Below are 20,643 nucleotides of genomic sequence, written 5' to 3' on the forward strand. Positions count from 1 at the left end.
ATGCCTCGTCACGTGCTGATGGTGTTTGCCGCTTTTTTCGTTCTGGTCTTGTCGTCATCGGCCCTAATTTCTTGGCTGTCTGTCCATTTCCGTCTGCCGATCGTTGAAAACCTGATGCTTTCCCTGCAACAGCAGGAATCCAGGAAAGTCCATGACTATCTGAGCAACAATCTCCAGTTGATGGCAACCCGCCTTGGCGAGTTGCAGGCCAAGGTTTTGCAACTCGACAGCCTGGGTGAGCGCCTGTCCGGCCTGGCTGGAGACAAGCCGCCAACGTCGGCGGCGAAGGTGAAGGATGCGCAGGGCGGTCCATTTTTACCCGCCCCGCTGAGTACCGAAGCGTTGCAGCAGGAAATCAACCGGCTGGCCGCCGTCGTCGAGACCAAGACCGACGAGTTGAGTTTCCTTGAAGCCCGCCTGCTCGAAAAACGGGTCAAGGATCGCCTGTTGCCGACCACGCTGCCGGTCAAGGATGCTTTTTTCGGCTCCCCGTTCGGCTACCGGCAAGATCCGATCGCCGGCTTGCGGGCCATGCATGAAGGGATCGATTTCATTGCCCCCCCCGGTACGCCGATCGTTGCCGCGGCCGACGGGGTGATCGTTTCCGCCGAATACCATCCGGAGTTCGGCAACATGGTCGACATCGACCACGGCGCCGGCCTGACTTCCCGCTATGCCCACATGTCGCGTCTTGATGTCGAAACCGGGCGGATGGTCAAGGGAGGGGAGCGGATCGGCGCGCTCGGCAATACCGGCCGGTCGACCGGTCCGCATCTGCATTTCGAAGTGCGGATGCTCGGTGTTGCCCAGAATCCGGCCCTGTTTCTGAAGCAGGGGCAGGAATTTGCGCAAATCAAACATCGCTAGGATGTTTGGCTTAATGCCTTGATTTAGGTCGTCATCGTCGTATCGGGGCGGCATGCTAGAATCCTGCCTTTGCCGCACCCTGCGCCCACCTACTCGATCGCGATGATTTCCGGCCTACTCAAAAAGATTTTCGGCAGCCGCAACGACCGGCTGATCAAACAATATTCCCAGACCATCAAGCGCATCAATGCCCTTGAACCAGCGCTCCAGGGACTGACCGACGAACAGCTGCGCGCCAAGACGGACGAGTTCCGCCAGCGCCACGCCAATGGCGAGTCGCTCGACGATTTGTTGCCCGAGGCGTTTGCGGTCGTCCGCGAAGCCGGCAAGCGCGAACTGGGCATGCGCCATTTCGATATGCAGCTGGTTGGCGGCATGGTCCTGCATTACGGCAAGATCGCCGAAATGCGGACCGGCGAAGGCAAAACCCTGGTCGCCACGCTGCCGGCCTACCTCAATGCCATTTCCGGCAACGGTGTGCATGTCATTACGGTCAATGACTACCTGGCCAGCCGCGACGCGGAATGGATGGGGCGTCTGCATCGCTTCCTTGGTCTCTCGGTTGGCGTCAATCTGTCGCAGATGGACCATGAGGCGAAGCAAGCCGCCTACGCCGCCGACATCACCTACGGCACCAACAACGAATTCGGCTTCGATTACCTGCGCGACAACATGGTCTACACGGCCGGCGAGCGCGTCCAGCGCAGCCTGAATTACGCCATCGTCGACGAAGTGGACTCGATCCTGATCGACGAGGCGCGGACGCCGCTGATCATTTCCGGTCAGGCCGAAGACCACACCGATCTTTACGTCCGGATGAAGGACGTCGTTCCCCATCTGACGCGCGCCGCCGAAGAGAATGGCGAGGGCGGCTACTGGGTCGACGAAAAGGGCCATCAGGTCCATCTTTCCGAATCCGGTTACGAACACGCCGAGCAGTTGCTCGCCGAGCATGGCCTGCTCAAGGAAGGTAGCGGTCTCTACGATGCCGCCAATATTTCCCTGTTGCACCATCTGAACGCTGCCCTGCGCGCCCTGACGCTGTTCCAGAAGGATCAGCAGTACGTCGTGCAGAACGGCGAAGTGGTCATTGTCGACGAGTTTACCGGCCGCCTGATGGCCGGGCGCCGCTGGTCCGACGGTTTGCATCAGGCGGTCGAAGCGAAGGAAGGCGTGCAGATCCAGGCCGAGAACCAGACGCTGGCCTCGATCACCTTCCAGAACTATTTCCGCATGTACGGCAAGCTGTCCGGCATGACCGGCACGGCCGATACCGAAGCCTACGAATTCCAGCAGATCTACGGTCTGGAAACCGTCGTCATTCCGACCCATCGGCCGATGGTCCGCAAGGACATGAACGACCTGGTCTTCAAGACGGCCGACGAAAAGCACACGGCGATCATTGCCGACATCAAGGATTGCGCCAAGCGCGGCCAGCCGGTGCTGGTCGGCACGACCTCGATCGAAGCCTCGGAACTGCTGTCCGGGCTGCTCGACAAGGAAAAGCTGCCGCACTCGGTGCTCAATGCCAAGCAGCACGCCCGCGAAGCCGAAATCGTCATCGAAGCCGGTCGGCCGGGGCAGATCACCATTGCCACCAATATGGCCGGTCGCGGTACCGACATCGTGCTCGGCGGAAGTATCGAAAAAGCCACGTCGGCGATCAAGCATGACGAGTCGCTGCCGGAAGCCGAGCGCGAGGCGAAGATCGCCGCGATGCGCGAAGAGTGGCAGAAGCTGCACAATCAGGTGCTGGAAGCCGGCGGCCTGCATATCATCGGTTCCGAACGGCACGAGTCGCGCCGTATCGACAACCAGTTGCGCGGTCGCGCCGGTCGTCAGGGCGATGCCGGTTCCTCGCGTTTCTACCTGTCGCTCGACGATCCCTTGTTGCGCATCTTCGCCGGCGAACGCCTGCGCTCGATCATGGACAAGTTGAAAATGCCGGAAGGCGAGGCGATCGAGCATCCGCTCGTCACCCGCTCGCTGGAATCGGCGCAGCGCAAGGTGGAAGCCCGCAACTTCGACATCCGCAAGCAACTGCTCGAGTACGACGACGTTTCCAACGACCAGCGCAAGGTGATCTATCAGCAGCGCAACGAGTTGCTGGAATCCGACGATATTTCGGAAACCATCACCGCCATGCGGCACGGCGTCATCGCCGAGATCTTCCGTCTTTATGTGCCGGCCGATTCGGTTGAGGAGCAGTGGGACATGGAAGGTCTGGAGCGGGCATTGCATGCCGAATTGCAAATCGCCGCCCCGGTCGCCCAGTGGTTCAAGGATGAGCCGACGTTGTCCGACGAGGAAATTCTTGCCCGCATCATCCAGGGGGCCGACGAAGCCTATTCGGCCAAGGTCGAGATGGTCGGCGCCGAGAGCTTCCACCAGTTCGAGCGCAATGTGATGCTGCAGAGCCTCGACGCCAGCTGGCGCGAACACCTGTCGGCGCTCGATCACCTGCGTCAGGGTATCCATCTGCGCGGCTATGCCCAGAAGAATCCGAAGCAGGAGTACAAGCGCGAAGCTTTCGAACTGTTCGAGGGCCTGCTTGACCGTGTCCGCAAGGAAGTCACCCGCATCGTCTTCACCGTGCAGATTCGGACCCAGGAAGACGTCGAGGAAACGGCGCCGCATGCCGAGGTGCAGAACGTCCAGTATCAGCACGCCGGTTATGACGAGGCGCTGGGCAATCCGGATGACGGAGAAGCGCAGCAGCCAGCCAATGCCGGGCCGAAGATCGGACGCAACGACCCCTGCCCATGCGGCAGCGGCAAGAAATACAAGCAGTGCCACGGAAAACTGTCCTGATCCCCCAAGGCACCCACGAGGTGCCTTGATGCTTTTGGAGCAATGAAATGCCTGTCAATTACGCCACCCCTGCCGCCGATCAGCTTTTTCCGGTCGCTGGCGTCCGCCTCGGTGTTGCCGAGGCCGAAATCCGCAAGAAAAACCGCCGTGACCTGACGTTGGTCGCGCTCGACGCCGGCTGTACGGTGGCCGGGGTGTTCACGCTGAACCGTTTTTGCGCCGCGCCGGTACAGCTGTGCCGCAAGCACCTGGCCGGCAGTCAGGAAATCCGGGCGCTGGTCATCAATACCGGGATCGCCAATGCCGGCACCGGCGAGCCCGGCCGGCAGGCCGCACAGGCCACCTGCGAGGCGGTCGGCGCCTTGTGCGGCATTGCCGCCGAGCAGGTGCTGCCGTTCTCGACCGGGGTGATTCTCGAACCATTGCCAGTCGACCGCATCAAGGCCGGCCTGCCGGCCGCCCAGGCCGATCTGAAGGCCGACAACTGGCACGCCGCGGCACACGGCATCATGACCACCGACACCGTTGCCAAGGCTGCTTCGCGCCGGCTCGTGGTCGGCGGCAAGACGGTCACCATCACCGGCATTTCGAAGGGCGCCGGGATGATCAAGCCGAACATGGCGACCATGCTCGGTTTCCTGGCCACCGATGCCGGCATTGCCCAGCCGCTGCTCGACAGCCTGGTCAAGGAAGCCGCCGATTCGTCCTTCAATTGCATCACCGTCGATGGCGATACCTCGACCAACGATTCCTGGGTGATGATCGCCAGCGGCCAGTCCGGCGCCCGCTTTGCCAGCCCGAGCGATGCCGGCTGGGCCGAGGTCAAGGCGGCGATCATCGCGGTCTCGGTCGAACTGGCCCAGGCCATCGTCCGCGACGGCGAAGGCGCCACCAAGTTCATCACTATTGCCGTCGAAGGCGGCAAGGACGTTGAGGAGTGCCGCAAGGTCGGCTATGCCATCGGTCATTCGCCGCTGGTCAAGACCGCCTTCTTCGCCTCCGATCCGAATCTCGGGCGCATTCTGGCGGCCATCGGCTATGCCGGCATCGCCGATCTCGATGTCGATGGCGTCAAGGTCTGGCTCGATGACGTGCTGGTCGCCGAGAACGGCGGCCGGGCCGCGGCCTACGTTGAAGAGGACGGGGCGCGGGTGATGGCCCAGGCCGAAATCACGGTGCGCGTCGATCTCGGACGCGGCGCGGCCCGGGCGACGGTTTATACCTGCGACTTCTCCTACGACTACGTGAAGATCAACGCCGACTACCGCAGCTGATGATCGACATTCGCCGCGACCTGGCCAGGAATACCCTGGCCATTTTCTTCATCCTCGGGCTGATCGGCCTGTCGTTGTGGGTGTTGCGGCCATTTCTTGCGGCTACGGTGTGGGCGACGATGATCGTCGTCGCCACCTGGCCGTTGTTTCTTGGCCTGGAAGCGCGCCTGCGTGGCCGCCGGGCGCCGGCCGTCGCGCTGATGACGCTGGCCATGTTGCTGCTGCTGGTGCTCCCGCTGTGGCTGGCCATCGATACCATTTTCGATCATTCCGAGGAACTGGCCGCCGCCTTCCGCAGTGTCGCCACCAACGGCTTGCCCTTGCCGCCCGACTGGGTAGCCGGCCTGCCGCTGGTTGGCGCAAAGCTGGCGGCCGGGTGGACCCAACTGGTGAGCGACGGTTCGGCCGGCCTGCTTACCAAGGTGACGCCCTACGCCGCCGATACCGGCAAGTGGATGCTTACTCAGGTCGGCGGTCTGGGCGGCATGTTGCTGCAGTTTTTGCTGGTCGTGACCATCGCGGCGATTCTTTATTCCGGCGGTGAGAGCGGAGCCCGGATGGCCCACCGTTTCGGCCGGCGACTGGCCGGCGAGCGCGGCGAAAACGCGATCATCCTGGCTGGCCAGGCGATTCGCGGCGTGGCCCTCGGCGTCGGTGTCACCGCCATCGTCCAGACGGTGCTCGGCGGCATCGGCTTGGCGATTGCCGGGGTGCCCTTCGCCTCCCTGCTCTCGGCGGTTATGCTGATGTTGTGCATCGCCCAGGTCGGCCCCAGCCTGATCCTTTTTCCGGCCGTCGGCTGGATGTACTGGATGGGCGACACCGGCTGGGCGACCTTCCTGCTTGTCTGGAGCATCGTAGTGACGACGCTCGACAACTTCCTGCGGCCGATGCTGATCAAGAAAGGCGCCGACCTGCCGCTGCTGCTGATTTTTGCCGGGGTGATCGGCGGCATGCTGGGTTTCGGCCTGATCGGTATTTTTGTCGGGCCGGTCGTGCTGGCCGTGACCTACACGCTGATGCTGGCGTGGATCGAGGACGCCCTGGGCAAGGACGAACTGCCGGTGCTAGAGGCGGCGCAGCCGGAGCATCCGGAACCAACCGCCGGCTAAGGCCGGCTGATCGTGCTCCAGCGCCAGTTGCGGCGTTGCGACGAGCAGATCTTCAAAGACCAGATCGAGCCGGGTGGCCACCCGGCGCAGCAGCGGGTTGATCAGGCGGCGGAGCAGCGCCGGCTGGCCGCGCCGGAGGAATTTGTCGAAAACCAGCACCTGACCGCCCGGCCGGACGACGCGGGCAATCTCGGCCAAGCAGTCGGCCGGCTCCGGCACAACGGCCAGGATCAGATGCAGTACCGCCATGTCGAAAGCGCCAGCGGCGAACGGCAGGCGCTGGGCATCGCCCTGCACCGGCTGGAAATCGACTTGTCCGGCCCGTGGCAGAGCCCGGCCCAGCATCGCCCGGTTGAGGTCGATCCCGACGTAGTGGTGTTGCGGTGGCAGGTGGGGCAGATCGAGACCGGTGCCGACGCCAGCCAGCAACACGCGCCCGGCTTCGGGGTTCAATGCGGCCAGGCTGCGCCGCCGGGCGGCCAGCGTGGCGCGGGCAATCGCCCGGTCGTAGAACGGTGCGATCAGCGTGTAGCTGTGCTTCAGGCTCAATGCAGAACGCGCGGCATGGCCAAGGTGAATTCGGGAATCTCGGCTTCGAAATGCGTGCCGTCCTCGGCCACCATCTGGTAGGTGCCTTTCATCGTGCCGACCGGAGTGGTCAGCGACGAGCCGCTGGTGTACTGGAAACTCTCGCCCGGCTTGAGCAGCGGCTGCTTGCCGACGACACCGAGGCCGCGGACTTCCTGCACTTCGTCGTGGGCGTCGGTGATGATCCAGTGGCGCGAAACTAGCTGGGCCGGCACTTCGCCGACATTCTTGATGGTCACGGTGTAGGCGAACAGGTAACGGTTGTCGTCCGGATCGGACTGGTCGGGAATGAATTGCGCTACCGGTTGGACTTCGATGCAGTATTTGTTGGAGTCGGGCATGGGATAATTTCGTCTATCTTTTCTTGATTAGGGAAGCGTCATGTCAGCCAGAGATTTCATCATCGCACCGAGCCTGCTTTCCGCCAACTTCGCCAAACTCGGCGAAGAGGTAGCCAACGTCATCGCCTCGGGCGCCGACTGGATTCACTTCGACGTGATGGACAACCATTATGTTCCCAATTTGACGATCGGGCCGCTGGTTTGCGAGGCGATTCGGCCGTGCACCAGCGCGCCGATCGACATACATCTGATGGTCAAGCCGGTCGACCGCATCATTCCCGATTTCGCCAAGGCCGGGGCCAACATCATTACCTTTCACCCGGAGGCGTCGGAGCACGTCGACCGCAGCCTGTCGCTGATCCGCGATGCCGGCTGCCAGGCCGGCCTGGTTTTCAACCCGGCGACGCCGCTCGACTATATGGAGTACGTCCTCGACAAGGTCGATGTGATCCTGTTGATGAGCGTCAATCCCGGTTTCGGCGGGCAGAAATTCATTCCCGGCACGCTGGCCAAGGCCAAACAGGCGCGCGCCCGGCTCGATGCCTACGAGCAGCAAAGCGGCCGGCGTATTCGCCTGGAGATCGACGGCGGCGTCAATGTCGGCAACATCGCCGAGATCGCCCGGGCCGGCGTCGATGCCTTCGTTGCCGGATCGGCCGTCTATGGCGCCGGCCAGGACAGCGACCCGCAGCGCTACAATTCGATCATTGCGGCGCTACGCGCCGAGTTGCTCGCAGTCAGTCGCTAGTCGTTAGCAAAATCCTCGTCGCTGCAAAGCTAACCACTCATAACTAATGACTGGCAACTAGATATGTATTTCCAATCCGTTACCTTCGACCTCGACGGCACCTTGCTCGACACCATTGCCGATCTGGCCGAGGCCTGCCGGCTGATGCTTGCCGAGACCGGCGAGTTGCCGCGCAGCCAGGCCGAGGTGCACAGCTTCGTCGGCAAGGGCATGGCTGTGCTGGTCGAACGCTGCCTGACGCACGACCAGCCGCCGTCGGCCGAGCGGCTGCAGGCCGCGATCGAGTCGTTCAGGCGCCACTATGCCGAGGTCAACGGCCGCTTGACGGAGATTTACCCGGGCGTCCTCGACGGCCTCAAGGCATGGCAGGCGAGTGGCCTGAAAATGGGCGTCGTCACCAACAAGCCGGGGATGTTCACCGAAGCCTTGCTCGACCGCATGGGCCTGACCGGCTATTTCGACGTCATCGTCTCCGGCGATACCACCGCCCACAAGAAGCCGCATCCGGAGCCGATCCTGCATGCCTGCCGGCTGTTCAACGTGCGGCCGGACCGCAACCTACACATCGGCGACTCGAAGAACGACATCCACGCCGCCCATGCCGCCGGCTGCCAGGCCTATGCCGTACCCTACGGCTACAACGAGGGCGAGCCGGTGGACAGTGCCGATTGCGATGCGCTAGTATCCGATCTGCTTGCCGCCTACCGACAAGCGCTCACTTTCAAAGACCTCCACAAAAAATGACCCCTTTGCGTATCTGGAACGAATGGCACGGTTGGCGTCGCTGGCGCCCCTGATCTCCCTTCGCGCGCCCTTGCGGCGCAATGCACCAGTACGCAACACCCCTGTCATTTTCGAGGTTCCCCATGACTGAAACAGAATTCAACGCGCTTGCCGCGCAAGGCTACAACCGTATCCCCGTTACGCTGGAAACGTTTGCCGATCTCGACACGCCGCTCTCGATCTATCTGAAACTGGCCAACGGCCCTTACACCTACCTGCTCGAGTCGGTGCAGGGCGGCGAACGGTTCGGCCGCTATTCGATCATCGGTCTGGCCTCGTCGACGCGCATCGTCGTCACCGGCCACCAGGTGCTGGTCCTGACCGGCAACCGCATCGCCGAGCGTGAGGACGACACCAATCCGCTCGACTTCATCGGCAAGTTCATGCAGCGCTTCCGCGCCGCGCCGCAGTCCGGCCTGCCGCGTTTCTGCGGCGGCCTGGTCGGCTGCTTCGGCTACGACACCGTGCGCTACGTCGAAACCCGGCTGACCCGCACCAACAAGCCGGACGACATCGGCACGCCGGATATCGGCCTGCTGCTCTCCGAAGAAATCGCCGTCGTCGACAACCTGTCCGGCAAGCTGACACTGATCGTCTATGCCGAACCCGGCTTCCCCGCCGCCTATCAGAAAGCCAGGGCGCGCTTGAAGGAACTGCTTGCCAAGCTGCGCCTGCCGGTGAATATCCCCACCGAGCAGCCGGTCCATTCCGAGGCGGCGGTCTCGGTCGTCGGCGAAGCGGCCTTCAAGAAGGCCGTGCTCAAGGCCAAGCAATACATCACCGAAGGCGACATCATGCAGGTCGTCCTCTCGCAACGGATGACCAAGCCTTTTCTGGCCAGCCCGCTAGCGCTCTACCGCACGCTGCGCAGCCTGAATCCGTCGCCCTACATGTTCTATTTCGATTTCGAGGACTTCCATGTCGTCGGCGCCTCGCCGGAGATTCTGGTCCGCCTCGAAGGCGACCGCGTCACCGTCCGGCCGATTGCCGGCACCCGCAAGCGCGGCGCCTCGCCGGAAGAGGATGCGGCGCTGGCCGTCGAACTGCTGGCCGACGAGAAGGAACGGGCCGAACACACCCAGCTGCTCGACCTCGGGCGCAACGACTGCGGCCGCGTCGCCAAGGTCGGCTCGGTCAAGCTGACCGAGAACATGATCGTCGAGCGCTACTCGCACGTCATGCACATCGTCTCGAATGTCGAAGGCAAGCTGCGGCCGGGGCTCGATGCGCTCGACGTGCTGCGCGCCACCTTCCCGGCCGGCACGGTGTCCGGCGCGCCGAAGGTGCGGGCGATGGAAATCATCGACGAACTGGAGCCGGTCAAGCGTGGCATCTACGCCGGTTCGGTCGGTTACCTCGGTTTCAATGGCGACATGGATCTGGCCATCGCCATCCGTACCGCCGTGGTCAAGGACAAGCAGTTGCATGTCCAGGCCGGGGCCGGCATCGTCGCCGATTCCGACCCGAATTCGGAATGGGTGGAAACCCAGAACAAGGCCCGCGCCGTACTGCGTGCCGCCGAACTGGCCGAGCAAGGGCTGGATACGCGCGACTGAAGGCGGCCGGCCGGTTGACCCGTCGGAATCAGGTCGGTGATCGCGCGGTCACCGGCCGGATCGACGAAAGCGGTTGAGCGCCAGCAATTCGACCAGCCCCCAGAGCACCGTGCTGCCGATGGCCAGGGCAGGGTGGGTCAGCGTTTTTCTGATAATTGTCGGCATCATCGCGGTCCTCTCGGAAGTTTGCCGGGTGCCAACAGCGGCCCTGGTCAGCCGGGCGTTGTCATCAAAAATTCATCTTCGCCCACGGGGTGGCTACTAACATAGCAGGCAAATGTTAAGCCCCTGTTGCAGGTTTGTTACCAGCGGGGCTTGACCGATGCCTGCCCTGGGCCAGCCCCATCTCTTCTCATTCAAGGCGATCTGCAAGTGCACGGTGTGGCTCCCTCCGAACTCGTTGAATTGCTTGAACTGGAAGCCATCATGCGCGATGGCGAGACTCATCTCGAGACGCAGGTAGCCTGCGAGGTGAGCGTCGGGGCGCAGAAGTTTCCGGTGCATGTCATCGCCCTCGGCAATCCGGATCCGAACGTTCCGGTCGTCGGCTTCTTCGGCGGCTTTCACGGCCTCGAACGGATCGGCAGCGCCGTCGTTCTCGCCTATCTGCGCAGCCTTGTCCAGCGCCTGCCCTGGGACAGCGAGTTGCATCGCCAGCTTGAATCGGTCCGCCTGGTCTTCATGCCCATCGTCAATCCGGGCGGCATGTGGCGCGGTACGCGGGCCAATCCGAATGGCGTCGACCTGATGCGCAATTCACCGCTGGAGGCTAGTGAAGACGTGCCGTTCCTGCTCGGCGGACAGCGCATCAGCTCGCGTTTGCCGTGGTATCGGGGGCCACTGGCCGGCCCGATGGAAATCGAGAATCAGGCGGTCTGCGCAGTGGTGGAAAGGGAGTTCTTCGGGCGCAAGTTCGGCATCGCGCTCGACTGCCATTCCGGCTTCGGCATCAACGATCGCATCTGGTTTCCCTATGCCCATACCGCCCTGCCGATTGCCCATCTGCCCGAGATGCATGCGCTGAAGGGCATCTACGACCAGACGCATCCCCACCATCGCTATGTCTTCGAGCCGCAGAGCCGGCAGTACCTGGCCCATGGCGATCTGTGGGATCACCTCTATCAGCGGGCCTGCGCGCTACCGGGGCTGACTTTTCTGCCGCTGACGCTGGAAATGGGCTCCTGGCTCTGGGTCAAGAAAAATCCGCGGCAGCTGTTTTCGCGCCACGGCATCTTCAACCCGCTGATCGAGCATCGCCAGCAGCGGGTCTTGCGCCGCCATGTTTACTGGCTCGACTTCCTGGCCCGGGCGGCCTGCGGTCACCAGCTATGGATTCCCGACGAAGCGCAGCGCGAAGACTATCGGCAGCAAGCGATCAAGCACTGGTACTGGAAGGCCGGGTTGTGAGTACCTGGATCTTGCTGCGCGGACTGACCCGGGAAAGCCGCCATTGGGGCGATTTTCCCGAACGCCTGCAGCATGAGTGCGCCACGACACAGGTGCTGGCGCTTGACCTGCCGGGCAATGGCAGCCTGAACGACCAGCAAAGCCCGACGCTGGTCGCCGAAATGGCGCAGAGTTGCCGCAGCCAACTGGGCGAACGCCGGATTGTCCCGCCGTATTTCGTCGTCGCCATGTCGCTCGGCGCTATGGTTGCGGTGGACTGGGCGACGCGCTACCCGGACGAGATCGCCGGCTGCGTGCTGATCAACACCAGCCTGCGGCCGTTCAGCCCGTTTTATCACCGTCTCAAGCCGCGCAATTATTTGCCGCTGATCGATCTCCTGCTGCGCAAACGCGATGCCGAGTACCGCGAACGGACCGTCTTGCATCTCACCAGCCGCCATGCGGTAGCGCCGGAAAAACTGGCCGAGTTGGCCGGCTATGCACGGCAAAGCCCGGTTTCCTCGGGCAATGCCCTGCGCCAGTTGTTGGCTGCCGCCCGTTACGCGGCACCGGCTGCCGGGCCGCCAACGCCCCTGCTGATCCTGAGCAGCGCCGAAGACCGCCTGGTCGATCCGCGCTGTTCGCGCCGGCTGGCGGCGCGCTGGCCCTCGGCCTTTGCCGAACACCCAACGGCCGGCCACGATCTGCCGCTCGACGATGCTGCCTGGGTAGCACGGCAGGTCGGTCGTTGGGCGCAGACGCTGGCCCGTTAAGGCGAGCCGCCGGATAAAAATCTTTGTTGGCCAGGGAGGCAGGAAAGCATAATGGTCGCCGCGATCATTTCCTGCCCTGGGCCAATATGTCCGAACCCGCAGCGGTAGGCGCTTCTACCCTTATCCCGTATGGACCCTGCGCATGAGAAAACCGACGCTTTACCAAAGCTTGAAAGCCAAGCGCCGCAGCCAGTCACTGGTGATCGGCGTGACCTGGTACACCGAGGAAACCTGGAGTCAGGTCAAAGCCACGGCCGTGGACCCCGAATGTTTCGAGGAATCATTCGCCAAATGGAAAGCGATGGCCGTCGCGGCGCGGAGAAATTTCCAGCGCTCGGGTGTGCTCGCCCTGGAATGCCAAATCGATCCCCAAGAGTTCTTCGACTGGTGCGCGTTGAACAATCAGGAAAACAACTCGACCGCCCGGGGCGAATTCGTGTCGGAAAAACTCAGCGCGGCGCATGAAGCCAAGGCTTGATTTGATCCGCCGGCCTGGCCGGACGTTATTTCAGAGCGGCTTGAAGCCCGGAGAACAGCAAACCAAGTTGGTTATTCAGCCAGACTTGTGCATCCGCTAGCCAGTTTTTCGAACGAACTGGCCGGGTTTGATATTTCCATGGCCGCACCAGCGTATCGAGCGGCCAACCTTTTCCCGTTCGCGCTTTCCCTTAGCTCTATCGAGGTGCCTTCATCGTTCGCCAGGCTGCTTCGGATCTCCAGATAGCCAAGCCGTTTCGGAAAGTCGGTTTCCACGCTTTCCAAGGGAAGTTGTCGCTTCACGGTGATGGTCGAAAGGGTCGCGAGCAGCCCCGCGAGGTCCGCTGACGCGATGCATTGTTGAGGTGGCGAACCATTGGCAAACGTCGCCTGAAGCGCAAAACGCTGCGCTGATTTCGCGCGTTGTGCAGTAATCGCCATTGCATTGGACCGGTAGTTCAATGCAATGACTTCATCGGCAAGCACGCCAAAATCGGTTCCAGGCGCCATCTGAGCCGATGTCTCGGGTTGACGGTAGAAGAGATGCGTTGCCGTGATGCCGACAATCAATCCCAAAGCACAACCTGCCACAAAAGTCGTTTTATTCACAGATTCTCATTGGGGTGCCCATTGGCGCCCATTCAAAAAGAGCTTTGACATCTTCTTCGGATAATCGAATGCACCCATGCGAACCAACCCAGTCAGTGACGTTATTCCGAGCAAGACGCACAACTGAGAGCGGTAGCGGGCCATGGTATTGGTGTATGGCCTTTCCATCTTGGGTAAAGAACATCGCGTAATTCATTTGTGCGTTGTAGGTGCGACTGCGATAAATCTTGTCTTTCTTGAAGATACGAAATATCCCGCGATCTGTCGGGTGATCCCTGTCACCGCTTACGCAGTCGAACCTAAAAACCACAAGCTTTCCCTCGTATGCCTCAAGGGTTTGCAGGGCCAGGTTGACGCTAATGCTTTTCGGGTCCTGCTTCCGTTCTGAATTCGCCATAACTCAGTACTCGACATATGCATATGGAATTTCCCATGATATCCAAGCTATGTTTGTTCGGAAAGAGTCCACGACAGCCTGCCTCGTCGAAAATCCTTGAAGCGTGACAGCAATTGCTCCTGTCCGCTTTCCCCGGGCAGCGAAGCGCGAGAGTCTCGCTCAATCCTGTAGGCGGATCCGATCGCGGCGGCAATATATCTTTCCCTTCTTTTCCTGATACACAATTTGCGAGCCGGCTGGAGATACGAGTATTGAATACTTGTCAGCCGGATTGATGCTTCTGAAATTTCCACCGGCTGGCGCGCCCACCGCGATGGCTGCCGCCAATTCGATGGGCGCCAGAGAGGAAATCATCCCAACGAAAGAATGGCGGCTGCTGCCATCGCTCACAAAGACCTCGCTTACCGGCGCGCCGAATAACGACCCGGCGACCTTGAACCAGTAGGCACCCTGTTCTCTTTTATAGGCGGGTTTGACATTGCTCATGTAGTTGAAGAAGAACCCGGGTTCGACATCGTCCAGGCAAAGCACGGCCATTCCAACCGTCGTCGAAAAGGTGGAATCCTGTGCCAACGCGAAACCGGCGTTGACCAAAAACGCGATGCCGAGCAACTTGCCCGGCAGGCGTGCGCGTTTTCTCATGGCGCAGCAGCTTGCGAATCGGATGACGTGTGCTGGCGCGGTTCGTTCTTGAAGAGGCCGCGGATGTTGAGACCAGCCAGGATAACTTGCAGGGAGATGAGGGCGTAGGCGTTGTCATGCCATCCCCATGTCATCCATAAGCCATTGCTCAGAAGGAAGCACCAGAAGCCGATTTCGCGCCGGCGTTTGGAAAGGTCGGCAATGAGCCAGGCCGCCAGAGCCGTGACCAACATGGCGGGCCATTGCAATAATTGCAGCAGATCAATATCAGCGATCACGTAAATGCTCACACAGTCGAATCGTTGTCGCGACGTCGTTGGCGGCTTTGGATCACGGATGCCGGCCTGTGCAACGCCATGGTCAGCCTCCAAGGGCGCTGGCGGGAACCGGCCGACGTGACGGCCCAAGATCGCCGGGCTGTTGATGGTGCCGGTGAGTCCCCCGCAGGGTTTTCTTAGCGCTTCAACGCCTCTTCCAGTTGGGCCTTGTTCATCCGCGAGCGGCCGGGTACGCCGCGCTGGCTCGCCTCGTTCCGCAATTGGGCCAAGGTTCGCCCACCAGGCCCTGAATGCGATCGCAGGCCTCCGCGCCGGCTGGCAGATATATCGTTGATCGATGAGGCGCTCACCTCGGCAGCTTCGCCATGTTGGGCCCGTTCCTTGTTGACGGTGCGCGCCGCGATCTCTTCAGCCACTTTCGGTGCCTCGCCACGTTCGAGGAGGCTGTCCTTGATGTGCATATACTGGCGTTCCCGCTTGGCGCTCCATGCGTTCTTCGGCATTGCAGATCCTTCGTTGAATAGTGCGGCGCAATCGGTGGACTCGAGATCGCTATGGATCAAGAACGGTGTCCACTCGTCGGTACCGTCTGGCGCCATGGCTGCCGTCGGGTGCCAACCAGGCGTCCGTCAAACCCCGACTTTTGGTCGCAGTGTCGCCACCAGGGTGATTTCCGCCACGCTGGCAAGTGCCTTCGACAATGGACACTCACGTTTGGCGGTCTCGGCGATCTCCTGAAATTTCGTGTCGTCGATGCCTGGCACCGTGGCTTGCAGGGTAAGCCTGATTCGGTCGATAACGAAGCCTTCGTCCTGCTTGGCCAGGCGCACGGTGGCTTGGGTGTCCACCTCGGTGGTTGCCAGGCCGGCCTTGTCGCAGGCAAAGGAAAAGGCCATCGTGAAACACGCGGCATGAGCCGCGCCGAGCAGCTCTTCGGGGTTGGTGCCGCGGCGATCGTCTTCGAAGCGGCTGGCAAAGCCATACGGATACTGATCCAGCGCACCGGTCTCGGTGCTGATCTTGCCCTGGCCTTCCCAATTAACACTGGCGCTTTTTTCGGTCATGGTGTCGTTCCTGTTTTGGTAGAGGTTGGGAATGTGACGAATTTGGCCAACGTCAGTTCTTCAGCGAGATCCAACAAAAGCGGACAAAGATGAACAGGTGCAAGCTCTTCTTTGCCGAACAGTGATCGGCGTCGATGCGGTCGACGCCGCCCACGATCGTGACCGAATCGAGGCGGAACGTTGTCGCATTAATTAACCCAGCACGCCTCAATCGATAGTCCGCTACCGGCCAATAACAATGCTTTTATCGAGGAGGAACGACCACCGTGGTGGAGCCCGTATTTCCCGATGTGCCCTGATTGCCCTGTACGCCCTGCGCACCTTGCGGGCCGGCCGGGCCGGCTGCGCCGCCACACGCACTCAAGGCGAATATCGTTAGTGCTGCGACGGCAAGTTTTAAAAGTTTCATGGTGATTTCTCCTGGCTGGATTAAGGGATCCACCAACGTGAATTCTATGGATCTCCTGGATGTGATCGGTATCTGATAAAAATACTCAGCGTCGGCAGATCAGGCCATCGTCATTGGGGAGCGGATCAGAAGTCGGTATGCCGGTGTGGTTTCAGCGGATACCGATTTGAGCGAATCATTTCCCTTGCTTAAAGCTACGCGCACCCTGCCATCCGATCCGTTCGCTAACGCACAGAGCTCAAGTTCGTTGAGGACTATCCGGACATCAAGGTGGAAATAAATGTCGATTACGGCATGACCGATATTGTCGCGCTGCGCTATCCGCCAGCCTTTTCCGGCTGCTCGTTGATGCCTTGCGCTACCAGGCCTGATCCTGCCGGCGCGGGTCTGGCCGGCTGGCGAAAATTCCGCCATGCCTAGGGAAGTCCATGATTGACCGGCGAGGATGCGGAAAACATACTCGCGGCCGACGCCGTCCAACCCACAGCCAACCAAGCGCGAATCCATGGAAATCCTGATCGACATCATCCTCAAGTCCGGACGCTCGGCCGTTGAACTGGCGCTCTTCGTGTTGCTGCCAGTGATGGTGGTGATGCTGTCGCTGATGCGCCTGCTCGAAGCGCGTGGCGTCCTCGACTGGGTGGTCGCCCGTCTGGCGCCGCTGCTCCGGCCTTTCGGTCTGACCGGGCTGGGCGTCTTTGCCGCCTTGCAGATCAATTTCGTCAGCTTCGCCGCGCCGATGGCGACCTTGACGATGATGGAGCAGCGTGGCGCTTCCGACCGTCATCTGGCGGCGACGCTGGCGATGGTCTTCGCGATGAGCCAGGCCAACGCCGCCTTTCCGATGCTGACCATGGGCCTGAACTTCTCGACGACGCTGGTCTTCTCGCTGGTCGGCGGCCTGGTCGCCGCGGCCGCCACCTACTATCTGTTCGGCCGCGCCCTGTCGGTCGAGGAGGAGCGGCTCGACGAAACGCTGCACCATCCGGTGGCCGAGAGCGCCAAGGGCGTGCTCGACGTGATCAACCGGGCCGGGGCGGAGGCGTTCAAGATCGCCGTCGGCGCCATGCCGATGCTGGTGCTGTCGTTGGTCGTCGTGATGGCCCTCAAGCGGTTCGGCGCCATCGACCTGCTGACCCAATGGCTGACCCCGCTGCTGGCCATGGCGGCGATCGATCCGGTGCTGATCCTGCCGACGCTGACCAAGTATCTGGCCGGCGGTACGGCGATGATGGGGGTGATGGACGACATGCGCCGGAGCGGCCAGATCAGCGCCGAGTTGCTCAATGCCAGCGCCGGTTTCCTGATTTCACCATTCGACATTCCCGGCGTCGCCGTCCTCATTTCCGCCGGCCGGCGCGTCGCCGCCGTCTGGAAACCGGCGGCGCTCGGCGCCTGCGTCGGCATCGCCGTGCGCACCGCCGGGCATATCCTGGCCGGCTGAGGGCCGCCCGGGCCGAGCCACGCAAGCGGTTCGGCTTTCCAGTTAGTCGCCGCCGGCAAAGTGTCGGAATTCCGATGGCTGACTGCTGTCCAATATCGGAATTCCGGCAGTACCGCCGACTGTCGGTTTATAAAACCCCAATAAATCAAGAGCGTGGTTTCTTTTTTGTGGCTCCGTCGGGCTGGCACGCCATCTGCGTTGTCTTTCCTGCCGAAGCCACCCGCTGGCTTCTTTGAACAACAGGAGACGTCATGAACCGATTTGCCCTTGCTGCTGCACTTGCCACTGCCCTGAGCGCTTCTGCCCTGGCCCCCGTCCATGCCCAGGAATCGCTGACTCTGAAGAAAATCAAGGAGACCGGGACGATCACCCTCGGCCACCGCGAATCGTCGATTCCGTTCTCCTACTACGACGACAAGCAGCAGGTCATCGGCTATTCGCACGAACTGATGCTGAAAGCCGTCGATGGCATCAAGGACAACCTCAAGCTGGCCAAGATCGACACCAAGCTGATGCCGGTCACCTCGGCCAACCGCATCACGCTGATCCAGAACGGCACGGTCGATATCGAATGCGGCTCGACAACCAACAATCTCGATCGCCAGAAACAGGTCGCCTTCTCGACCACCATCTTCGTCATCGGCACCAAGCTGATGGTCAAGAAGACTGCCGGCATCACCGACTTCGCCGACCTCGCCGGCAAGAACGTCGTGACCACCGCCGGTACCACCTCCGAGCGCCTGCTCCGCAAGATGAACGAAGAGAAGAAGATGAGCATGAACGTCATCTCCGCCAAGGACCACGGCGAAGCCTTCCTGACCCTGGAAACCGGCCGCGCCGTCGCCTTCATGATGGACGACGCGCTGCTCTTCGGCGAAATGGCCAAGGCCAAGAAACCGGGTGACTGGACGGTGGTCGGTACGGCCCAGTCCAAGGAAGCCTACGGCTGTATGCTGCGCAAGGACGACCCGGGCTTCAAGAAGGTGGTCGATGCGGCGCTGACCAAGGTGATGACCTCGGGCGAAGCCGAGAAGGTCTACGCCAAGTGGTTCATGAACCCGATTCCGCCGAAGGGCCTGAATCTGAACATGCCCTTGTCGGATGAAATGAAGACGCTGTACAAAGCCCCGAACGACAAGGCTTTCGAGTAAACAGCCGTACCCGGCTGCCGGCCCGTCGGGTCGGCAGCAGCCTGCCCCAAGGAGACTCGCCATGTCGAACCGTTTTCTTTCCCGCTGCCTGCTGATTGCCGCTGCTTGTCTGGCGGCCCTGCCGGCCTTCGCCGCCAAGCCCAATGTCGTCATCCTGGCCACCGGCGGCACCATCGCCGGGGCCGGCGCGGCGGCCACCAACAGCGCCACCTATCAGGCGGCCAAGGTGCCGGTCGACAAGCTGATCGCCGGCGTGCCGGAACTCGCCAATGTCGCCCAGGTGCGCGGCGAACAGGTTTTCCAGATCGCTTCGGAGAGCTTTACCAACGAGCATCTGGTCACGCTCGGCAAACGGGTCGCCGCGCTGGCCAGGCAGGGCGACGTCGACGGCATCGTGATCACCCACGGCACCGACACGCTGGAAGAAACCGCCTATTTCTTGAACCTGGTGGTGCATACCGCCAAACCGATCGTTGTGGTCGGTTCGATGCGCCCCGGTACCGCGATGTCGGCCGACGGCATGCTCAACCTGTTCAATGCGGTGAGCGTCGCGGCGAGTCAGGATGCCCGTGGCAAGGGCGTGCTGGTGACGATGAACGACGAACTGAACAGCGGTCGTGATGTTGCCAAGACGATCAACATCAAGACCGAAGCCTTCAAGAGTCCGTGGGGGCCGCTCGGCATGGTGGTCGAGGGCAAAAACTACTGGTTCCGCCTGCCGGCCAAGCGTCATACGACGAGTTCCGAGTTCGACATCGAGCAGATCGACGCCCTGGCGCCGGTCGAAATCGCCTATGGCTACGGCAATGTCAGCGACACCGCCTATCGGGCGCTGGCCGACAAGGGCGCCAAGGCGATCATCCACACCGGGACCGGTAACGGTTCGGTGGCCGCCCGGGTCGTCCCGGCCCTGCGCGAACTGCGCGCCAACGGGGTGCAGATCATCCGCTCCTCGCACGTCAATGGCGGCGGCTTCGTGCTGCGCAATGCCGAACAGCCGGATGACCAGTACGACTGGGTCGTGGCGCATGACCTGAACCCGCAGAAGGCGCGCATCCTGGCCGCCGTGGCAATGACCAAGACCCAGGACAGCAAGGAACTCCAGCGCATCTTCTGGGAATACTGAGCAAGCTGAAAAAGACGGAGTCGGTTTTCCGACAGGCTCCGGGGGATCCACCAAGGAGGGAATGATTTATGGGCTATCAATGGAACTGGGGCGTCTTCCTGCAGCCGAGCGCGAGCGGCGACGACACCTATCTGGGCTGGATGTTCGCCGGCTTCAAAATGACCATCGGGCTGTCCTTGAGCGCGTGGCTGATCGCCCTGTTGCTCGGGGCGCTGGTCGGCGTCCTGCGGACCGTGCCGAACAAGGTGCTGGCCGGTATGGCCACAGCCTATGTCGAGATGTTTCGCAACGTGCCGCTGCTCGTGCAGTTGTTCATCTGGTACTTCGTGTTGCCTGAGCTGCTGCCGGTCAGTATCGGCGATGCCTACAAGCAGACCAATCCGGTGATGCAGCAATTCCTCGCCTCGATGATCTGCCTGGGGCTGTTTACCAGTGCCCGGGTCGCCGAGCAGGTGCGGGCCGGCATCAATTCGCTGCCGCGCGGCCAGAAGAATGCCGGCCTGGCGCTCGGCTTGACGTTGCCGCAAACCTATCGCTTCGTGATGCTGCCGATGGCCTTCCGCCTGGTCGTGCCGCCGCTGACGTCCGAGTTCCTCAACATTTTCAAGAACTCCGCCGTCTGCTCCACCATCGGCCTTCTCGAACTGGCCGCCCAAGGCCGCCAGCTGGTTGATTACACGGCGCAGCCCTTCGAGTCCTTCATTGCCGTGACGCTGTCCTACATCATCATCAATGTCACCGTGATGACCCTTATGCACAAGTTCGAGCGGCGCATTGCGGTGCCCGGCTATATCGGAGGCAAATAAC

Annotated in this window: 23 protein-coding genes; 14 read left to right on the forward strand and 9 right to left on the reverse strand. The window is 61.7% G+C overall.

The annotated features are described in order from the left end of the window. Positions 1 to 114: 114 nt before the first annotated feature. The 4 genes from ACLIKD_RS00940 to ydiK all read left to right on the forward strand — a co-directional run bounded on the left by ACLIKD_RS00940 (position 115) and on the right by ydiK (position 6,064). The gene (locus ACLIKD_RS00940; protein WP_428826791.1) at positions 115 to 867 is read left to right on the forward strand and encodes a M23 family metallopeptidase; all 753 of its coding nucleotides are present in this window, start codon (positions 115 to 117) and stop codon (positions 865 to 867) included. A gap of 102 nt (positions 868 to 969) precedes the next feature. Continuing rightward, positions 970 to 3,678: a preprotein translocase subunit SecA gene (secA, locus tag ACLIKD_RS00945; RefSeq protein WP_428828366.1), complete on the forward strand. Its 2,709-nt coding sequence runs from the start codon at positions 970 to 972 to the stop codon at positions 3,676 to 3,678. A gap of 47 nt (positions 3,679 to 3,725) precedes the next feature. Continuing rightward, entirely contained in the window at positions 3,726 to 4,952 is a 1,227-nt protein-coding gene (argJ, locus tag ACLIKD_RS00950) for a bifunctional glutamate N-acetyltransferase/amino-acid acetyltransferase ArgJ (protein ID WP_428826792.1), read from the forward strand. Next, positions 4,952 to 6,064, forward strand: a complete 1,113-nt coding sequence (ydiK, locus tag ACLIKD_RS00955) for an AI-2E family transporter YdiK (protein ID WP_428826793.1) — start codon at positions 4,952 to 4,954, stop codon at positions 6,062 to 6,064. The genes argJ and ydiK overlap by 1 nt, the downstream gene beginning before the upstream one ends. Here ydiK and ACLIKD_RS00960 read toward each other — a convergent pair. After that, complete coding sequence (locus ACLIKD_RS00960; RefSeq protein ID WP_428826794.1) at positions 6,020 to 6,613, reverse strand: class I SAM-dependent methyltransferase; 594 nt, start codon at positions 6,611 to 6,613, stop codon at positions 6,020 to 6,022. The genes ydiK and ACLIKD_RS00960 overlap by 45 nt on opposite strands. Then, a complete protein-coding gene (apaG, locus tag ACLIKD_RS00965) occupies positions 6,610 to 6,993 on the reverse strand; it encodes a Co2+/Mg2+ efflux protein ApaG (RefSeq protein ID WP_428826795.1) in 384 nt (127 codons plus the stop codon). The genes ACLIKD_RS00960 and apaG overlap by 4 nt, the downstream gene beginning before the upstream one ends. A 40-nt stretch (positions 6,994 to 7,033) precedes the next feature. Here apaG and rpe point away from each other — a divergent pair, with 40 nt between their 5' ends. From rpe to ACLIKD_RS00995, 6 genes are all read left to right on the forward strand, one after another. Continuing rightward, positions 7,034 to 7,741: a ribulose-phosphate 3-epimerase gene (gene rpe, locus ACLIKD_RS00970; RefSeq protein ID WP_428826796.1), complete on the forward strand. Its 708-nt coding sequence runs from the start codon at positions 7,034 to 7,036 to the stop codon at positions 7,739 to 7,741. Between the two features lie 63 nt (positions 7,742 to 7,804). Further along, complete coding sequence (locus ACLIKD_RS00975; RefSeq protein ID WP_428826797.1) at positions 7,805 to 8,485, forward strand: phosphoglycolate phosphatase; 681 nt, start codon at positions 7,805 to 7,807, stop codon at positions 8,483 to 8,485. Positions 8,486 to 8,607: 122 nt separating this feature from the next. Further along, positions 8,608 to 10,080, forward strand: coding sequence for an anthranilate synthase component I (gene trpE / locus ACLIKD_RS00980; protein WP_428826798.1), 1,473 nt, complete (start codon positions 8,608 to 8,610; stop codon positions 10,078 to 10,080). Between the two features lie 381 nt (positions 10,081 to 10,461). Next, positions 10,462 to 11,487, forward strand: coding sequence for a M14 family zinc carboxypeptidase (locus ACLIKD_RS00985; protein ID WP_428826799.1), 1,026 nt, complete (start codon positions 10,462 to 10,464; stop codon positions 11,485 to 11,487). After that, positions 11,484 to 12,239 carry an alpha/beta fold hydrolase gene (locus tag ACLIKD_RS00990; protein ID WP_428826800.1) on the forward strand — a complete coding sequence of 252 codons (756 nt, stop codon included), beginning with the start codon at positions 11,484 to 11,486 and terminating at the stop codon, positions 12,237 to 12,239. Before ACLIKD_RS00985 ends, ACLIKD_RS00990 begins: the two co-directional genes overlap by 4 nt. A 169-nt stretch (positions 12,240 to 12,408) precedes the next feature. Continuing rightward, a complete protein-coding gene (locus tag ACLIKD_RS00995; protein WP_428826801.1) occupies positions 12,409 to 12,717 on the forward strand; it encodes a hypothetical protein in 309 nt (102 codons plus the stop codon). Positions 12,718 to 12,788: 71 nt separating this feature from the next. Here the strand turns inward: ACLIKD_RS00995 and ACLIKD_RS01000 are convergent, their stop codons facing one another. From ACLIKD_RS01000 to ACLIKD_RS01030, 7 genes are all read right to left on the reverse strand, one after another. After that, positions 12,789 to 13,325, reverse strand: coding sequence for a hypothetical protein (locus ACLIKD_RS01000; RefSeq protein WP_428826802.1), 537 nt, complete (start codon positions 13,323 to 13,325; stop codon positions 12,789 to 12,791). Further along, complete coding sequence (locus ACLIKD_RS01005; protein WP_428826803.1) at positions 13,318 to 13,722, reverse strand: L,D-transpeptidase; 405 nt, start codon at positions 13,720 to 13,722, stop codon at positions 13,318 to 13,320. The genes ACLIKD_RS01000 and ACLIKD_RS01005 overlap by 8 nt, the downstream gene beginning before the upstream one ends. Before the next feature lie 159 nt (positions 13,723 to 13,881). After that, a complete protein-coding gene (locus ACLIKD_RS01010) occupies positions 13,882 to 14,364 on the reverse strand; it encodes a hypothetical protein (RefSeq protein ID WP_428826804.1) in 483 nt (160 codons plus the stop codon). Next, positions 14,361 to 14,654: a hypothetical protein gene (locus ACLIKD_RS01015; RefSeq protein ID WP_428826805.1), complete on the reverse strand. Its 294-nt coding sequence runs from the start codon at positions 14,652 to 14,654 to the stop codon at positions 14,361 to 14,363. The genes ACLIKD_RS01010 and ACLIKD_RS01015 overlap by 4 nt, the downstream gene beginning before the upstream one ends. A 164-nt stretch (positions 14,655 to 14,818) precedes the next feature. Then, positions 14,819 to 15,205 carry a hypothetical protein gene (locus ACLIKD_RS01020; RefSeq protein WP_428826806.1) on the reverse strand — a complete coding sequence of 129 codons (387 nt, stop codon included), beginning with the start codon at positions 15,203 to 15,205 and terminating at the stop codon, positions 14,819 to 14,821. A gap of 66 nt (positions 15,206 to 15,271) precedes the next feature. Next, a complete protein-coding gene (locus ACLIKD_RS01025) occupies positions 15,272 to 15,706 on the reverse strand; it encodes an OsmC family protein (protein ID WP_428826807.1) in 435 nt (144 codons plus the stop codon). Positions 15,707 to 16,214: 508 nt separating this feature from the next. Then, entirely contained in the window at positions 16,215 to 16,622 is a 408-nt protein-coding gene (locus ACLIKD_RS01030; RefSeq protein WP_428826808.1) for a hypothetical protein, read from the reverse strand. Here ACLIKD_RS01030 and ACLIKD_RS01035 point away from each other — a divergent pair. The 4 genes from ACLIKD_RS01035 to ACLIKD_RS01050 all read left to right on the forward strand — a co-directional run bounded on the left by ACLIKD_RS01035 (position 16,621) and on the right by ACLIKD_RS01050 (position 20,642). Then, positions 16,621 to 17,559, forward strand: a complete 939-nt coding sequence (locus tag ACLIKD_RS01035; protein WP_428826809.1) for a nucleoside recognition domain-containing protein — start codon at positions 16,621 to 16,623, stop codon at positions 17,557 to 17,559. The genes ACLIKD_RS01030 and ACLIKD_RS01035 overlap by 2 nt on opposite strands. Before the next feature lie 251 nt (positions 17,560 to 17,810). Next, complete coding sequence (locus tag ACLIKD_RS01040; protein WP_428826810.1) at positions 17,811 to 18,710, forward strand: glutamate/aspartate ABC transporter substrate-binding protein; 900 nt, start codon at positions 17,811 to 17,813, stop codon at positions 18,708 to 18,710. 61 nt (positions 18,711 to 18,771) lie between these two features. After that, positions 18,772 to 19,836 carry an asparaginase gene (locus ACLIKD_RS01045; protein WP_428826811.1) on the forward strand — a complete coding sequence of 355 codons (1,065 nt, stop codon included), beginning with the start codon at positions 18,772 to 18,774 and terminating at the stop codon, positions 19,834 to 19,836. Positions 19,837 to 19,904: 68 nt separating this feature from the next. Beyond that, a complete protein-coding gene (locus ACLIKD_RS01050; protein WP_226418464.1) occupies positions 19,905 to 20,642 on the forward strand; it encodes an amino acid ABC transporter permease in 738 nt (245 codons plus the stop codon). Position 20,643 lies beyond the last annotated feature (1 nt).

It is taken from the genome of Azonexus sp. IMCC34842 (assembly GCF_050368855.1).
Lineage (GTDB): Bacteria > Pseudomonadota > Gammaproteobacteria > Burkholderiales > Rhodocyclaceae > Azonexus > Azonexus denitrificans_A.

What these genes read in the sequence shown, in the direction of transcription:
- ACLIKD_RS00940 (WP_428826791.1), top strand. Translation starts at nt 115, where the DNA reads ATGCTTTCCCTGCAACAGCAGGAATCCAGGAAAGTCCATGACTATCTG.
- secA (WP_428828366.1), top strand. Translation starts at nt 970, where the DNA reads ATGATTTCCGGCCTACTCAAAAAGATTTTCGGCAGCCGCAACGACCGG.
- argJ (WP_428826792.1), top strand. Translation starts at nt 3,726, where the DNA reads ATGCCTGTCAATTACGCCACCCCTGCCGCCGATCAGCTTTTTCCGGTC.
- ydiK (WP_428826793.1), top strand. Translation starts at nt 4,952, where the DNA reads ATGATCGACATTCGCCGCGACCTGGCCAGGAATACCCTGGCCATTTTC.
- apaG (WP_428826795.1), bottom strand. Translation starts at nt 6,993, where the DNA reads ATGCCCGACTCCAACAAATACTGCATCGAAGTCCAACCGGTAGCGCAA.
- rpe (WP_428826796.1), top strand. Translation starts at nt 7,034, where the DNA reads ATGTCAGCCAGAGATTTCATCATCGCACCGAGCCTGCTTTCCGCCAAC.
- ACLIKD_RS00975 (WP_428826797.1), top strand. Translation starts at nt 7,805, where the DNA reads ATGTATTTCCAATCCGTTACCTTCGACCTCGACGGCACCTTGCTCGAC.
- trpE (WP_428826798.1), top strand. Translation starts at nt 8,608, where the DNA reads ATGACTGAAACAGAATTCAACGCGCTTGCCGCGCAAGGCTACAACCGT.
- ACLIKD_RS01005 (WP_428826803.1), bottom strand. Translation starts at nt 13,722, where the DNA reads ATGGCGAATTCAGAACGGAAGCAGGACCCGAAAAGCATTAGCGTCAAC.
- ACLIKD_RS01010 (WP_428826804.1), bottom strand. Translation starts at nt 14,364, where the DNA reads ATGAGAAAACGCGCACGCCTGCCGGGCAAGTTGCTCGGCATCGCGTTT.
- ACLIKD_RS01025 (WP_428826807.1), bottom strand. Translation starts at nt 15,706, where the DNA reads ATGACCGAAAAAAGCGCCAGTGTTAATTGGGAAGGCCAGGGCAAGATC.
- ACLIKD_RS01035 (WP_428826809.1), top strand. Translation starts at nt 16,621, where the DNA reads ATGGAAATCCTGATCGACATCATCCTCAAGTCCGGACGCTCGGCCGTT.
- ACLIKD_RS01030 (WP_428826808.1), bottom strand. Translation starts at nt 16,622, where the DNA reads ATGGATTCGCGCTTGGTTGGCTGTGGGTTGGACGGCGTCGGCCGCGAG.
- ACLIKD_RS01040 (WP_428826810.1), top strand. Translation starts at nt 17,811, where the DNA reads ATGAACCGATTTGCCCTTGCTGCTGCACTTGCCACTGCCCTGAGCGCT.
- ACLIKD_RS01045 (WP_428826811.1), top strand. Translation starts at nt 18,772, where the DNA reads ATGTCGAACCGTTTTCTTTCCCGCTGCCTGCTGATTGCCGCTGCTTGT.
- ACLIKD_RS01050 (WP_226418464.1), top strand. Translation starts at nt 19,905, where the DNA reads ATGGGCTATCAATGGAACTGGGGCGTCTTCCTGCAGCCGAGCGCGAGC.